At 50.1% G+C, this 13,421-nt stretch carries 16 protein-coding genes; 1 reads left to right on the top strand and 15 read right to left on the bottom strand.

Translation table 11 applies throughout. The features are described 5' to 3' along the window. Positions 1-34 precede the first annotated feature (34 nt). The 15 genes from NYE58_RS11700 to NYE58_RS11630 form a co-directional block, all read right to left on the bottom strand. Complete coding sequence (locus NYE58_RS11700; protein ID WP_341001931.1) at positions 35-2,077, bottom strand: phage tail spike protein; 2,043 nt, start codon at positions 2,075-2,077, stop codon at positions 35-37. After that, positions 2,074-5,865 carry a hypothetical protein gene (locus NYE58_RS11695; RefSeq protein WP_341001929.1) on the bottom strand — a complete coding sequence of 1,264 codons (3,792 nt, stop codon included), beginning with the start codon at positions 5,863-5,865 and terminating at the stop codon, positions 2,074-2,076. The genes NYE58_RS11700 and NYE58_RS11695 overlap by 4 nt, the downstream gene beginning before the upstream one ends. Continuing rightward, positions 5,865-6,098 (bottom strand): hypothetical protein, encoded by a 234-nt coding sequence (locus NYE58_RS11690; protein ID WP_341001928.1) that lies wholly within the window; start codon positions 6,096-6,098, stop codon positions 5,865-5,867. The genes NYE58_RS11695 and NYE58_RS11690 overlap by 1 nt, the downstream gene beginning before the upstream one ends. 65 nt (positions 6,099-6,163) lie before the next feature. Continuing rightward, positions 6,164-6,823 carry a hypothetical protein gene (locus tag NYE58_RS11685; protein WP_341001927.1) on the bottom strand — a complete coding sequence of 220 codons (660 nt, stop codon included), beginning with the start codon at positions 6,821-6,823 and terminating at the stop codon, positions 6,164-6,166. Positions 6,824-6,833: 10 nt separating this feature from the next. Then, positions 6,834-7,316, bottom strand: a complete 483-nt coding sequence (locus NYE58_RS11680; protein WP_341001925.1) for a hypothetical protein — start codon at positions 7,314-7,316, stop codon at positions 6,834-6,836. After that, complete coding sequence (locus NYE58_RS11675; protein WP_341001923.1) at positions 7,316-7,912, bottom strand: hypothetical protein; 597 nt, start codon at positions 7,910-7,912, stop codon at positions 7,316-7,318. The genes NYE58_RS11680 and NYE58_RS11675 overlap by 1 nt, the downstream gene beginning before the upstream one ends. A gap of 2 nt (positions 7,913-7,914) precedes the next feature. Further along, positions 7,915-8,523, bottom strand: a complete 609-nt coding sequence (locus NYE58_RS11670; protein ID WP_341001922.1) for a hypothetical protein — start codon at positions 8,521-8,523, stop codon at positions 7,915-7,917. Continuing rightward, positions 8,510-8,965 (bottom strand): hypothetical protein, encoded by a 456-nt coding sequence (locus NYE58_RS11665; RefSeq protein WP_341001921.1) that lies wholly within the window; start codon positions 8,963-8,965, stop codon positions 8,510-8,512. The genes NYE58_RS11670 and NYE58_RS11665 overlap by 14 nt, the downstream gene beginning before the upstream one ends. 14 nt (positions 8,966-8,979) lie before the next feature. Next, positions 8,980-9,159, bottom strand: coding sequence for a hypothetical protein (locus NYE58_RS11660; protein WP_341001920.1), 180 nt, complete (start codon positions 9,157-9,159; stop codon positions 8,980-8,982). Positions 9,160-9,336: 177 nt separating this feature from the next. Further along, positions 9,337-9,606: a hypothetical protein gene (locus tag NYE58_RS11655; protein ID WP_341001919.1), complete on the bottom strand. Its 270-nt coding sequence runs from the start codon at positions 9,604-9,606 to the stop codon at positions 9,337-9,339. Positions 9,607-9,665: 59 nt separating this feature from the next. Beyond that, a complete protein-coding gene (locus NYE58_RS11650; protein ID WP_341001918.1) occupies positions 9,666-9,890 on the bottom strand; it encodes a helix-turn-helix transcriptional regulator in 225 nt (74 codons plus the stop codon). Between the two features lie 78 nt (positions 9,891-9,968). Further along, complete coding sequence (locus tag NYE58_RS11645) at positions 9,969-10,952, bottom strand: hypothetical protein (protein WP_341001917.1); 984 nt, start codon at positions 10,950-10,952, stop codon at positions 9,969-9,971. 13 nt (positions 10,953-10,965) lie between these two features. Beyond that, on the bottom strand, positions 10,966-11,445 hold the full coding sequence (locus NYE58_RS11640) for a hypothetical protein (protein ID WP_341001916.1): 480 nt from the start codon (positions 11,443-11,445) through the stop codon (positions 10,966-10,968). An 831-nt stretch (positions 11,446-12,276) separates the two neighbouring features. Further along, on the bottom strand, positions 12,277-12,564 hold the full coding sequence (locus NYE58_RS11635; RefSeq protein ID WP_341001915.1) for a hypothetical protein: 288 nt from the start codon (positions 12,562-12,564) through the stop codon (positions 12,277-12,279). Between the two features lie 3 nt (positions 12,565-12,567). After that, positions 12,568-12,786, bottom strand: a complete 219-nt coding sequence (locus NYE58_RS11630; protein ID WP_341001914.1) for a hypothetical protein — start codon at positions 12,784-12,786, stop codon at positions 12,568-12,570. Between the two features lie 255 nt (positions 12,787-13,041). On the opposite strand from NYE58_RS11630, the gene NYE58_RS11625 reads away from it, so the two are divergent. Then, positions 13,042-13,272 (top strand): helix-turn-helix domain-containing protein, encoded by a 231-nt coding sequence (locus NYE58_RS11625; RefSeq protein WP_341001913.1) that lies wholly within the window; start codon positions 13,042-13,044, stop codon positions 13,270-13,272. Positions 13,273-13,421 lie beyond the last annotated feature (149 nt).

The raw sequence follows: 13,421 nt of genomic DNA, 5'->3' as shown, positions 1-13,421 counted from the left end.
GTATACCCAAGAGATTCGCAACATGAAAGATAATTTAAGAGACTGTGAACGTCCCGCCGCCCGATGGAACGAGCGTTGTACTACCATGGTTATGATTCGCCAACGTAAGGGTGTGACTGTGTGAGATATTCGCTTTACTGTTGATTGCATCCCATAGATCGTCAAGTTCTGAGGCGGTTACGATACGGTTGCCCGGCGTACTTGATCCGACGTAGCTATCGCCATTAAGCGTTATCACCATTCCCTCTAACGTCATATAAAGTCCGCTAGATAATCGAAGGTCGTTACCCGCTCGTACTGTAAGTTGACTTGTACTGTTCGTAAACCCCATATAAGCCTCGTATCCGCCACCCTTAACGAACTCAATCCGTCGGTCATTCACCGCACCAGTCAACCCGAGAAACAAATTATTTCCGATCCGAGCGTCTCTTGTAACGTTTATGTCCGTTCCCGCGTTAATGCTTCCGCCGTTAATCGTCGCCCCGTTAATCGTCCCCGCGTTAATGACAGACGAATACATTTCGCTGTTATCTATACGTCCGGTTAGTTCGATGTCGCGAGCAACTATGTGGCCGTTCATATACGCACGGAACGGAGCACTCTCGAAAGCGGCGTGTCCTGCCGCGATCCCGTGCGGATTTATCTGAACAACGTTATTGCCTTGTCCGATCAACATAGACACGAAGTTACCGAATTGTCCGATAACCTGTTCCGCTGCGATTCCGGCCGCGGTAATAGCCGTTCGCGCCGTTGTACCTCCGTCAGTTGATACGATGATCCCGTTTGAGGTCAGCGCTACGAGATCGTTCGCATTCGCCTTACTTTGCAGGATAATACCGCGCTCATCGTACTTGATTTCCGTCTTACTCGCGTTAACGTCGATAACGGCAAGGCGCGCGAACTCTTCGAATGCGTCTGCGCGGATACGACCGCCGCTCGTCACGTCGTTAATGACCTGTTTCGCCTTATTTAAGTCCGCCATGATCTGCGCGCTGTCCCGTCGCATGACGTTAGCGATCGTAATTTGAGCGTGTTTGTCTTTAGCGAACGGGAATTCCGTTAGCTCAATAATGCGCGCAGTTACGTGTGTAAGCCCCATATCCGGATCAACACAAGTAACCGTGTCGCCTAGGCCGGGACGTAGTTCATTTGCGTCGATCTTGTACAAGTCGGCTGCCTGTAGCGAAAGCTCAAGTACCGGCTGCTCCATCTTCGCAAGGGATGCGCGAGTCTTCGTCAGTAATTCAAGCGGGTCTGTTATGTTCTGTTCCGTAATCTCCCCGTCTAGATATGGAAGGCCATCGCTCGCCCATACTGGCGCATATTGCGATACGAGGTAATTGACTCGTAAAAGCCCGTCAACTATAGCGCCAGGTATCGACTCTAAGCGAGCTCTTTCCTCCGCTGTAAGTATCGACGCGGGTTGACCGATCCATGTCCGATCGTCCTTCATTGTTGCAAACATACGAGTAACAAGCGCAGAACCGTCGTCTTGAAACTCTGAAGATACGATATTCCTGCCGATGCGGTATTGTAGGGCGGAATTAGCATCGCCGATTTTCTTCCGAACATGGATAACGTAATTGTCCGGTTCAATTTCAACGCCGTACAAACTCACCGTATCATTCAATGCTTGGAGCGCTGTTCCTCGGCCCCAATCCTTTACATCGAAAAGGTCGAACGTATCATGTACGACAAAAGAAAAGAGACCCCGAGAGGCCTCCTTAATCTTATCTAATAGGTGCGAAATGTGTACGCCGTAAGCTTCTCGGATATATGAATCGTAAGGCATCCGTACATCTCCGAGCTTGAACATAACGTGCTGGCAGGATATCTGCGCGGTTAACTTACGGTCGTCACGGATTCGTTTACGCGAGTTAATTACGTAATATTGACCGCGTTCGTCCATTACGTGGCCTTTAACTTGTATGTTGTCAATATAGTCTACGGAAGTCATCGGGACGAGGAACGTAAGTGCATCGTCTGAGTTAATACGTCGGAGCCGCGTAACATCATACGCAGAGCTTAAATGTCCGACGAGCCTTCTATTTTTGTCATGTACCGTTAAATGGTTCATTCAGTTATTTTCCCTCCTGTGTTCTGCATTCTTAAAGCAGCGCGCACCTTCTCGTCATAATACATACCTACGTCGGCACGGTCAGTCAGCGTAACATTCTCCGCGCCCATGTCGATATTCTGCGTGATATAAGTCGGAGCTACCGGAGCTGCTGGACTCATACGCGGACGCCCAACCATATCAAACAGCGCTGATTGTTGGGCGGAGTTGAGCACTAACTCGTTTGAGTGGGCGATAATTGGTACAGCCGCGCCAGGTGCGCCCTTAACGATTCCTCCCTCGCTAAAATGCTGCAGCTTCTCGCCAGTGTCGGACGTCACTCCATACAACTTGCGTAGGGATTCATTACGCGCTGCTAAACGCGCCATTTCCTCCTTATCTCCGCGAGCCTTAGCCGATGTGAACGCGTCTTTGTTGCTGTTGTATTCTTGGAGGTCGGCGTCCTTCTGCGAGGCTGCCTGCGCTTGTGCTACTGCCGCCATCTTCGCGTTATATTGCGCTACGAACGTATCGAGCTCCGCAAGAATCTGCGTATTAGCCGAGCCGCTAGAACTAACGCGATATGCAGCAATTCCGTCCTCGATCGTTTTAATATCGCCACTATACGCATCGAATGCAGCTTTTAACGCATCGTACTGCGCTTCGGCTGCGCTCTTTTCGGATTCATACGCTGTGAGCTGCGTTTCCTTGTCCTTTTGGAGCGCCGTCTTCTGCGATTCCAGTTCACGTTTACGGAGGTCGCGGTCATGGTCGAGAATCATCTTATCTCGTTCCTCGATCGTCTTCTCGCGTTCAGCAATCCCCTCCGGACCAACTGCCGAAGCTAACTCCGCAATACGTTTGTTCTTCTCCGCCAGAGCCGTACCGTAATCTACGTCTGTATTAGCCTGCGTTTCAGCCGCCAGGAGATCCTCGATCGCTTGAATCTTCGCATCCTGTGCGCTAACGTATGCGTTTTTGCGTTCCTCAATCGCTGCGAGCTCCGTTTTCTTAGCGGAATCAATGCGCTTTTTCTCCGCGTCTACTAACTTATCCGCTAAGTCTATCGTCTTCGTAACAAGTGTCTTCCGCGATTGGTAGAGTTGTTCATCTGCTTGCGCATAGAACGTAGTATCCGAACTATACTTCGCGCGCAGCTTCGTCCAGGCTTCGATTTTGTACGAAGTGATATCCGCCTCCGCCGCGCCTGAGTCTTCGAGCCTACGTACTTCTTTCGCGATTAAATCCACACGTTTATCATAGGTATCCTTCGTCTCTTTTACCGTAGCTGACGCGAGGTCCTTACGGGCTTGACGTGCGTGCTCATCCGCCTGCTTGTAGTACTCGGAATCCTTTTCGTAGCGTCCACGAACGTTTTGCCACAGGTACAGCTTTTGGTTAGCGATCTCGCGTTCCGTCTTGCCTGCGTCTTCCATACGACGTGTTTCCTGTTCGATCGCGGTCGTCGAGAATTCATATCGTGACTGAGCGCTGTCCTCACCGAGCCGCTTAAGCTGGAGAGCTAAAGTCCGCGCATCGTCTACGGATTCCTTTAAAAAGGTAGCGTGTTTCTTCTTAAGCGCATCGTATTTCGCTATCTGTTGATCCGCCGTCATATCGTAGAAATCCGCTTGGAACTGGACGGTCTTTAGGTCAGCGTTGTATAACTTCTCGCGTAGCTCAGCAGCGAGTTCAGCCGGAGTTTTACCCGCCTTTTCCTTCTTCTCCTTCGCCGCTTTCGGGGCATCTGGGGCGATGATATCCTTCGTGAACGTTTGGGTTCCCGTTTCAACCTCGGCGGCCAGCTTTTCGAGATCACGAGCTGCGTCGGAATACTTCTGCTGCTCTTTAAGCGCGTCGTCTCGTTGCTTTTCAAGTTCTTTAGATGCTCCGGACCCCACCATCATCTCCAGCGCGCCATTAGTCACGATGTCCATAACGTTGCCCGATTTTTTGCGCTTGTCAGCCTCCGCCTTTGCCGCCATATCTTCCTCAAAAGTTCCTGCCTTTGTCCCGGATACGGCTGCCATAGCCTTTATTAGCCGCGTGTAGTTATCAATTTGCGTCTGTATTGATTTTGCTACCGCTTCACTTTCTTTAGCGGAATTACGTATACGCGCTACGCTGTTATCGGCGGCCATGTCCGTGAAACGCTTATCCGTCGCAATCTGGTCGATAATTACATCGATGTTACTAGCGCGAATTCTTCCATCCTCGCCCTGCTGAGCGTTCAATTCCGGATACTGCTCGACTAACTTCTGCGTAATATCAACGAGGCGGCTTTTCTGCGATGCGTCGAGCTCCTGCGCAGAGTTGAGCGTTTTAAACTCTGCAGCCATTGCGGACATTTCCTTTAGCGTCTGTTTCTTCGTAGCGAGCGCGGCATACTCCGCTTTATCCTGAGCGGATAGCGCGATAACACCTTTATCTATGACCGCGTTCATTTCTCCGAGCTTCTGCGTCGCATTCTCTACGCCAGTGTAACCGAGATCTTCGAGCTTATCGTCGAGTATGCTGATTGCATCGATAATATCGGGAAGTTCCGTATACATTTCCGGAAGTGCTGTTCCTGCCTTTTGGGCCGCTTGAAGCTCGTTTAACCGCTCTTGTAGCCGCGCGCGTTCCGCGAGGACAGGCGTTAGCTCCTCCGTTTTCGCCTTCAACTCTTCAACATCCGCAGCCGTGCGATCAATATCCCGCTTATTTAATACCGCGTTAAGATCGGACTGAGCCTTCGCAAGTTCCTTCGTAGCATTAGCGGCTTCTGATTGCGCAGTCTTTAGGTAGGCGAAACCTCCCGCTAATGCTCCGACGGCTAGCGTAATCCAGCCGATAGGTCCGGCCGCCACCTGCATAGCCTTTAAACCGGTAGCAATAAGCTTAAGCACCGGCGGTACTGTCGCGAGAATTGCAACGAGCCCTAATACGCCGACCGAACTCGCAGCGGCAGCGGATACAAGCGCTTTATTCTCGGTTGTGAATTCAGCCAGCGCAATGATTGTCGGCGTCAGCGTTTCGAGTACGGTTTTAAACAGCGGCGTAAATGCTTGTCCGAAAGCTACTGTAGCTTCATCAGTCGCAGCAGTGAACCGCGCTTGTGTGCCGGTGAAATCTTGCATTGCTTGGTCCGCATTTCCGGTGAATATCGCGCCTTCATTAACAAACCCGTTGTACGCGGCCTGAATCTTCTGGCTGTCTGACAATTTACCCGCTGTCGTTCCGATCGTCCTCGCGTACTCTGCTTGCATCACGGATAGGTTCTTCGTAACGCCTACCGCATCTGAAAGTGTTGAGTTACCGTTCTTAATCCCGTCCAATGAGGCTTGAATTGCGCCACCCATTGTGTAGAAGGATTGACGGTTATACGCTGCGGAATCTGCAAGCGAGTTGATAAGCTTCGTCGATTCCTCCAACCCTAACCCCGTCGACATAGCGGTTTTATACGCCAATACCGATTCAGTGAGAGACAAGAATCCGCGTTTTGCTAAGTCCTGCGCGGCCTGTTGCGCGTCTTTCGTCTGTATACCGAATCCCTTAGCAACCGCGTTTAAACCTTGGAACGCGTTGTATAGCTTCGTAGCTGCGTCGACCGCTTGCTTCATCTCGGACACGAGTTTCGCAAGTCCAGCGCCAGCACCGATTCCAGCCATTGCGGAGGATAGATCGCGCATACCGTCTGCACTTCTACGGCCGTCCCGTTCAAGGTCTTGAATGCGGCGGCGTGCTTCGTCCATCTGACGCCTAAACTCCGCCATTTCTAGCGTAATCCGTGCGCGTATCTCGCCTACATTAGTTCCACCAGTTGTCATTAACGCAACACCTCCGCCAGAATCGGCGTTAACAAGTCAAGCGCGATGTCTTCCTCTACGTCTAGTGTTTCCGGAATCACGCCGATATTCTGTAACGCGAATAGTATGCCGCGCATAGAGTACCGGAGTGCTTCGTGCTTCTCCTCGTCCGTTCCCTCTGCGTCCTTAATTTGCGCGATACGCTCCGCTTGTCCGATGATCGCCGCGAGGCTAATTCGATACAATTCGTCCATTAACGTTCCCCCTTATAAATTAAAGAACCGACGCAATTAAGCGCCGGCTCTCGTTGATATTTTCGTTATTCGATTTCACGCCCTGGGGCTACGTCACCCTTCCGGATCTTCCCGTACTTTAAAGCGCGAGTAATCTCCGGCTCAGAAATACCGTGGACTTGTACGCCCGATCGGTAATGTAGCGTCGGTTCGGGGATATGCGGTCCACTAATCTGTCCAGAATATCCGGCTTCCGCTAAACGGGGATTCGTTTCTTGAGCGGCCGTTAGGAAAATCCCCCGAGTTTCTTCACCTAACGTATGAACATCAACTAGCGCCTTTAGATACGCGTATTTCGCTTCCTCAACGGCGCTCATTTTCTTATCGTAATGTTCTTGATGGTAGGTGGTAGCTTCAACACGCGCAGTTTCTACGGCTGTCCTCGCTAGCACCTCCATTTGTGCCGAGGATCTTCCGAATACACGCAATGACCGCTCTTCTGCTGCGGACATTTCCATCGTAAGCATGGCGATTTCGCGTTGTAGTGCATTCTCTTTCTCAACGTTCTGGGGCGTCGGGTCCATTAGTGAGGCGTCAGTCGCAGCGTCTAGCTTCGCCCGTTTAACCGCGATCTCCGACCGCAGTTCCTCTGCACGCTGGCTATGCGTAGTGGATAGACCTTGAGCTTTTCCTGTCGCATCTTTATAGGCATCGACTGCCGTTTGTACTTTAACTGGTAATTTCATTTCATATCCCCTATCTGATTATGTTGTTTTTTCCTAGCAGACAATCCCGAATTAACCGTAGGCGGCCGCCGAACGTACGCGATTGTTCGAGCCCGTCAAGACATTCGTCAAATACCGAAGCCTCTTCTCGCGTCATTTCGTCGTCCTTTTTCATAGCGGCAAGCGTGCATTCACTAAAGCGCTGCATAACGCGTTTCGTATTTCTCCACAACGCAGGATATAGCGGCGGGCTTACGTCCATAAGCTCAAGTCCGACCTCTTGTAAGCCTCCCGCATCAAGTACGACGGTAACGTCTAATACGCCATCCTGCCGTGCTGCTTCCCGTAGTGAGCGCTGCAAGGCGACATGTCCGCAAAAGGAATCATCAAAACGGCGTTCTCCGACCGTTAAGTACGTCCCCTTTGCGATAATTCCTGTGTAGTTAACAAGAACGTACGAATAAGCCGCGCGCTTATCATCAGCAGCGGCAGCAATATATAGTGAGTATTTCATTATTCGGCATCTCCTACTTCCGTTTGTGCGGCATACTCACGTTTCGCAGTTGAAAATCGAGCGATGTTTTGTGCGGACGGATTGGCTTGTGCCGCTGCCCTCGCTGCCTCCACGTCCTCAACCGTTACCTTTACGACTTCGGGCGCCGGCGGTCGTTCTGACGGATTTTGCTGTTCATACTTAACCTGGGAGAACAATGCAACGTTCGCAACCGTCGAGTTAAGCTTCGCGACCCTCCATGCGTTTCGTACATCACTAGGTGTCATCGCCTCGCCTCTCTGCAACTTATCACGCAGGCGGTCCTTTGTCGTACGTAAATCCGTATGTGCTGTCTTATCTTCCTCGTAAGCTTCGTAGCGATCGCGCAGAATAGCTGCGCGGGCAATGTCGTCAGCGTCTCCGGTTTGGGCTGCATGGGCTTCCGCGTCCTTAACGTATCCCTCATTTGGGCTGCCGACGAATTGGAACGGCGAATCTTTCGTAAACATGACCGCGACTGTTTCGTCGTACTCACGCTTTGCCGCTACGTACTGGCCCATTTTCAGCGGGTATCCTTTGGAGAGCTTTTCCATCTCGCGAAGTTTAGAAAATTTCATACTTACGCACCGCCTTTCAGACCCGCGTTATCCGGCTTTTCACCGCTTGCGAGCTTTTGAATATCCTCCGACTTGATAACGTAGCGCGCCGTCTTACTGAAAAAATCCGGTCCATTCAGCTTATAAATGTAACGATTACTTAATCCGTAATTAGGATCAAGCGTATAAATAACGCTCTGCCGTTCATTATCGAGCGCTTGAACAGACGCGGCACACGCAGCATAGGCTTGGTAATATTCATCTCGAGCCTTTACAAGCGCAGCGGCCAACGGGTCGAACACTTCCGCGCGGTATTTCGGCATATACTCCGTATTCCATGCAAGCATAACCTCGTCCGGCGGCATCTTCCCTTTAGCTCCGGCGCTCATTGTAACTGCGAGATCCTTACGGCGAAATTCCTTCTCTGCTGCCGAGAGTTGATCGCTTAAACTGTCAAGCTTAGCCGTAACATCCGCGCCAGTTTCAAACGAACGCGTCATAGTTGCGGAGTACTCCGCCTTGAGTGCCTGGACTTTTTCGAATGCTGAGTCCCTTGCTTGCTGGATGCCCGCCCGCTTGCCTGATACTGCATCCTGCTCTCTTTGAAAATCATCAATTTTAGTAAATTTCATACTTATCCGCCCTCTCAATTTTGGTTAACAGCTTTCTAATTTGTTCAACTATCCACGCGCGCCATTTCGGTAACGGCGGTAACTTCGGCGCTTCCTCTTCGACGGACTCCAGCGGCGGCACGTACATCTCACGAAATATATCCGGATCACTCTCGACGTGGCGGCGCGCAGCCGTAACTGTATCGCTCGGATGCTTAGCGAATACGGTTATTCCAGGCTCACCTATGCACGCGCCGAATAACGTACGGTCAGACGTCCATACGTCGAATGTGTCAATATGGCGTTCTTCCGCAAAGTCCCGCATAGCACATATACAGAGGCTTGGGTCTGATATCGCGAGCACAAACGGCTGTATAAGTTGGCCATCCTCTCCGTAGATATCAACGCAAAAAAGCGTAATACCCTCGAATGGCAGGTACTCCGCGATTAATAAAGGCGACATATGACGACCCCTCCCTATGCTTTTATTGGCCGTGCCGTCTTCCAAAGACTAGGCGCTCGCCACCGTATTGAGCGTTCAGTCACGCTATCTCCGTAAAGTAGAGTCCGGCGCTGTCCCGTCTGTGTGTTCGCTAATGTCACGATCCGGTTATGACCGATCGGCGTTATGTCTACTATTACTACGTTATTACGCACGGTTCATCGCTCCTTATCGTCTAGCTACGAAATTATTTAGATATCGACATGGTATCGAATCCTCTCCGCGCATTACCTTGCATCGCTTATCCGTTTTCGACATGCCGTGCAGCAGCGCGCAGGTGCTGTCCCGTCTATAATACGAACAGTAAAGCCGCGCATCCTCATGGCGTTCACTCATCCTTGCGCCCACTCCTCCGCAAACATCTCCGCGACCTTCGGTACGTTGGACGAGAAGGTTAAGCGCGCATTCTTATCGAGTTTCTGCGCCCTTGCTGCGCCAATAGATAACGATTCCGCTGCGGATTGGAACGGATCGCGCAAGAGATTCACCGGATATGAACGCGGAAATGACTCGCGCGGCTTAACTGACGCGGCCGAATCGTATACGCTGACGCATTCGTTCACCGTTTCACCTTCGATATTCAATTCGTGGACAATGTGCATATTGCATCTCCCTTTCGCGCTTAAAAGCGATAAAGTAATTTGTCAAAATAAAAAGCGCCCTAGAGCGCTAACTTACCGGATTCCTTCGCACGTTGAATAGCCGTCATTACGTCGTCGCCTGTTCCGAACACCTGCGCGATTTTTATCCGTAAATCTCGTGACACCGCACGACGACCGCACTCCACATCAGACACAAGCGCCTGACTAACGCCCAACGTATCAGCGAAAGCAGCCTGCGTCATGCCGGCCATTATCCGAATACCACGGACACCCTCTCCGTCCATATCACAAACCCCCTTAATCTATTAGAGATAACGCAAACGTAATAAATAGAATAGTTGGGACTGTGTACCTCTCCCTTCTTAGGCGGAGATGTGGACAGTGTACGAGGATTCGCAGTCTACGAAACTCTCCGTCAACGCTTGGTCACGCAGGTTATACGACACAACCGGACCCCACCATATAGGCGACGTTTTTCCCTTCCACGCGTTCCGATCACTCTGCCATCCGTACCGCCCGTCGAGGTATCCGTTATCCTCCGTTCCCTTTTTATCTACGAGTTGAACCGTATTCTTTTTACCGTGTGTCTCTTTGCGCTTCTTGGCCGCATCTATCCCGCTAAGCTTTTCATAGCCTCCGTAAGCGCGCTCCGAACGATTCTCAATTTCGTACATTTCTTGCGGATTGTAGAACGGATAAGGTAGGTGCATCCGGCTACGCTCGCCTATCAATTCCTCCGATCCGTAACGCCCACGCCTCGCGGACAGTTTCTTCGCGAACGTACGGCAACTATCCCCGCAATCTCGCTTGTTCCGCCCGGGGCTGCGATCTTCAAACGGATACTCGCACGTTCGGCAGACCTTAACCCGTATGCCGTCCGCTACCGCTTCCGCGTCAGCCAGGCAGTAAATGCTAAGTCCGCGTTCTTCCATAAAAGCCAGGGCACCCTCGCCCGGCGGAATGATAACGTCAACGTCGCGAGGCTTGTCGTATGGATCGCGTAGAATAGTTAGGCCGAGTGCGTGATCCTCCGCGAGCATGTAGTCAGCCATCCGTTCAAGGCGCTGCTTTTCCGTACCCGTAAGGAAGCGGCCGTCTCCTCCGACATGCTGCGAGTGGTGATACCCTAGAATAGCCGCAGCCATTCGGCCCGCCGAACGAATACGGAGTTTAAGCGGTTGGTCTGCGTATCTGCGGAAATCCGTGCGCTTCCGATTCGGGAAGGCGTCACTGGCGGAACCGGACGGCTCTTGTACAGCGGAGAAGTCATTTACGCGAGGATACGGCGTGATCACGGTCAGTTGTGTACGTTGATTCTCGGGCAGCTTGTGTGCGGTGCTTTGCATAATGGTTTCCTCCTTAAAGGTATTGGGCAAGATCTTCCATTCCGGCGGCAACGGGTAGAGCGACCTCTCGTGCAGCTTTGGCGCGTCTCTGCGCTCTGTTAGGCCGTGCGGCGCGTGCGTCAATCGCTGCGTCACGCTTCCGCTTGTTTTCGAGGGCTTCCGGAAACCTCGCCCAAAAGAACGCCTCGTCTTCAATCAGAGGGAATAAGTCGTACGTCTTGTTTTGGCCGGACGGATTAGTTAAAACTCGGATAAGTCCGTACTTTTCCAAGAACTTTAAACAACTGCTCACGGTAGGGTCGCTAAGTCCACTTTCTTTTTGAAGCAGGGCATGTGGCGGCCATGCGTAGCCTTCGGAAGCGTTCCAGTAGTGATAAAGAATGTCATAAAGGGCAACGTGATTATTCGTGAACCCCGGTAGATAGACGTAGAGGGTACGAAAGGCGCGGGCGGACGGAACGAAGGTGGTAGCTTGAAAGGGCTTTTGGCTCAAATCATTTCCTCCTCTTTAGTGAAGTAAACCCCCTAAACGATTTTGGGGGCGGGTAAATCTGTTCCTTTTGTTTTTCTTTTTCTCTTGCGCACTAAATCCCTATATATCCCCCAACCTGTCTATATATTTATCTACGCATATCCGGTAACTGAAATAGGCTCTTTCTATTTCAGGTGCCGAAATATAAGTCTTAGTAGATAAATCTTATTAGTAACTCTTAATACACCAAGACTTATTGGGGGGTGTGCGCAAGTAAGTTTGGAGGTTATTTAAGTATCTTTGGGGGTTAGTGCTTTCTAAGCTTACTTTAAGCTGTCACATCGCCCCCTAACTATTTCTACGTGCTCGCCTATCGGTTTGCCCACTTTCAATTAATATAATGTGGGTCGATCGCATTCCGTACATACGCCATATAGATAACGCCGACGTCCTCAAGCGATTCGCACCCACTATACGAATATATTCGTAATGACTTTGGCTTCCCGCACCATCTGCGGAAAATAAAATGCCTATACTAGAGATGGGGACATTAATTCTACAAACTGGTACATGCGTCATTCTCGTTAATCTATAAAGGCTCCGCACCTTCTCGCACCTTTAGCGCATAAAAAGGACGCATCCGTCTTCCGGTAGCGCCCGTATATACTACATATCGTTTTGTTAAATAAAAATAACCCAATATATAGCGTTTGTAAACATTTTGCATTAAAAATAAATATTCCGCTTCGAATTTGCCCTCGCGGACCTGCCCGTAGCCCGCAAAGGCCCGGTCGCCTGTTGGTGCCAGATGACCGGATGATACTTACCGTATATATTTGGCGCTATATACGATTAGATACAGGCCATCATATAATCAACTGCGGACATCCTCGCGATATCCCGCACCGTATACGTCCCGTTCAAGTTAATAGCGTAGAGGTGGCTTCCGGGGCCATCACATACGCGTAACTCTCCGTTTATCTCTTCTATCCGCTCTGCCATTACGTAGGTTTTATCGCAGAAGTTATCGACGGTTATCGCGGTTGAGTTTCCGATTAATAGCGCTTCAAACGTTACGGCTGACGTCACTCCCACAACGTCGAGGTCCTTTATATACTTCGTTACTTTTACGCGATCCATCGGCTACCCCTCCAATGCCGCAATTAAGACATCTAACTCATTTTCGGCGGTATATATTTTATGTAACCCTTTAACGCTGATCGGACTTTCGAAGTGGATTCCTGTCCAACTATCCCCGTCGATCTTTGTAATTATCGTGCACTCCGCCTCAATATCGAGAATAACGACCAAGTTGTCCTTAATCACGATTGTGTCGCAACCGTCAAATTTAATCTTTTTCATAAATAGTCCCCCTTAAATTTGAGTTAATAATTGTAATGCGATCAAATTCCCTCTACGCGTCCTTACATATAACCTTCCTTCGATTAGTAGGCCGGCTCGATACACCTTTCCCTACCTCCTTTTTTGCGCATAACAAATAAGCAGAAAGTTGTGGATTTTTCTGTAAATAGGTAGTATACTTTGTTTGTTAATATACGCTTATGGTCATATTCACAATATACGCTTAGGGTCATAATATGTCAAGGGGGCTTTTCTATGTTAAAAATTAAACTTAAAATTAAAGAACTATTAAAAGAACGAGGAATCACACAAGTAGAGCTGTCAGGACTTACCGGAATAGCACAAGCAAGGATATCTAAGCTGTGCAACCCTAACCGCCAAGAAGTTAATTTAGAAATGCTAGAGAAAATCGCACATGCTCTAGAAATTACGGATATCAGCCTGTTGATAGACTTCGCACTCGCCGAAAAGGATAGCGCCGAATAGTGTTAAGATCACCGCAAATTAGCCGTTCTACCTTCGTACCCTAGCGCTAATACTCCCGAAGGGCTAGACGCGCTAATTCAAAGGCTTACGCAGGCAGATCATGCGGTGTATGTTAGCTTGCTGTGAATTGTGATGCTCTCTACTGGCTT

Source organism: Paenibacillus sp. FSL L8-0708, assembly GCF_038009325.1.
GTDB classification, from domain to species: domain Bacteria; phylum Bacillota; class Bacilli; order Paenibacillales; family Paenibacillaceae; genus Paenibacillus_AQ; species Paenibacillus_AQ odorifer.
This window is presented reverse-complemented; position numbering and strand designations above follow the sequence as displayed.

What these genes read in the sequence shown, in the direction of transcription:
- NYE58_RS11700 (WP_341001931.1), bottom strand. Translation starts at nt 2,077, where the DNA reads ATGAACCATTTAACGGTACATGACAAAAATAGAAGGCTCGTCGGACAT.
- NYE58_RS11695 (WP_341001929.1), bottom strand. Translation starts at nt 5,865, where the DNA reads ATGACAACTGGTGGAACTAATGTAGGCGAGATACGCGCACGGATTACG.
- NYE58_RS11690 (WP_341001928.1), bottom strand. Translation starts at nt 6,098, where the DNA reads ATGGACGAATTGTATCGAATTAGCCTCGCGGCGATCATCGGACAAGCG.
- NYE58_RS11685 (WP_341001927.1), bottom strand. Translation starts at nt 6,823, where the DNA reads ATGAAATTACCAGTTAAAGTACAAACGGCAGTCGATGCCTATAAAGAT.
- NYE58_RS11680 (WP_341001925.1), bottom strand. Translation starts at nt 7,316, where the DNA reads ATGAAATACTCACTATATATTGCTGCCGCTGCTGATGATAAGCGCGCG.
- NYE58_RS11675 (WP_341001923.1), bottom strand. Translation starts at nt 7,912, where the DNA reads ATGAAATTTTCTAAACTTCGCGAGATGGAAAAGCTCTCCAAAGGATAC.
- NYE58_RS11670 (WP_341001922.1), bottom strand. Translation starts at nt 8,523, where the DNA reads ATGAAATTTACTAAAATTGATGATTTTCAAAGAGAGCAGGATGCAGTA.
- NYE58_RS11665 (WP_341001921.1), bottom strand. Translation starts at nt 8,965, where the DNA reads ATGTCGCCTTTATTAATCGCGGAGTACCTGCCATTCGAGGGTATTACG.
- NYE58_RS11655 (WP_341001919.1), bottom strand. Translation starts at nt 9,606, where the DNA reads ATGCACATTGTCCACGAATTGAATATCGAAGGTGAAACGGTGAACGAA.
- NYE58_RS11650 (WP_341001918.1), bottom strand. Translation starts at nt 9,890, where the DNA reads ATGGACGGAGAGGGTGTCCGTGGTATTCGGATAATGGCCGGCATGACG.
- NYE58_RS11645 (WP_341001917.1), bottom strand. Translation starts at nt 10,952, where the DNA reads ATGCAAAGCACCGCACACAAGCTGCCCGAGAATCAACGTACACAACTG.
- NYE58_RS11635 (WP_341001915.1), bottom strand. Translation starts at nt 12,564, where the DNA reads ATGGATCGCGTAAAAGTAACGAAGTATATAAAGGACCTCGACGTTGTG.
- NYE58_RS11630 (WP_341001914.1), bottom strand. Translation starts at nt 12,786, where the DNA reads ATGAAAAAGATTAAATTTGACGGTTGCGACACAATCGTGATTAAGGAC.
- NYE58_RS11625 (WP_341001913.1), top strand. Translation starts at nt 13,042, where the DNA reads ATGTTAAAAATTAAACTTAAAATTAAAGAACTATTAAAAGAACGAGGA.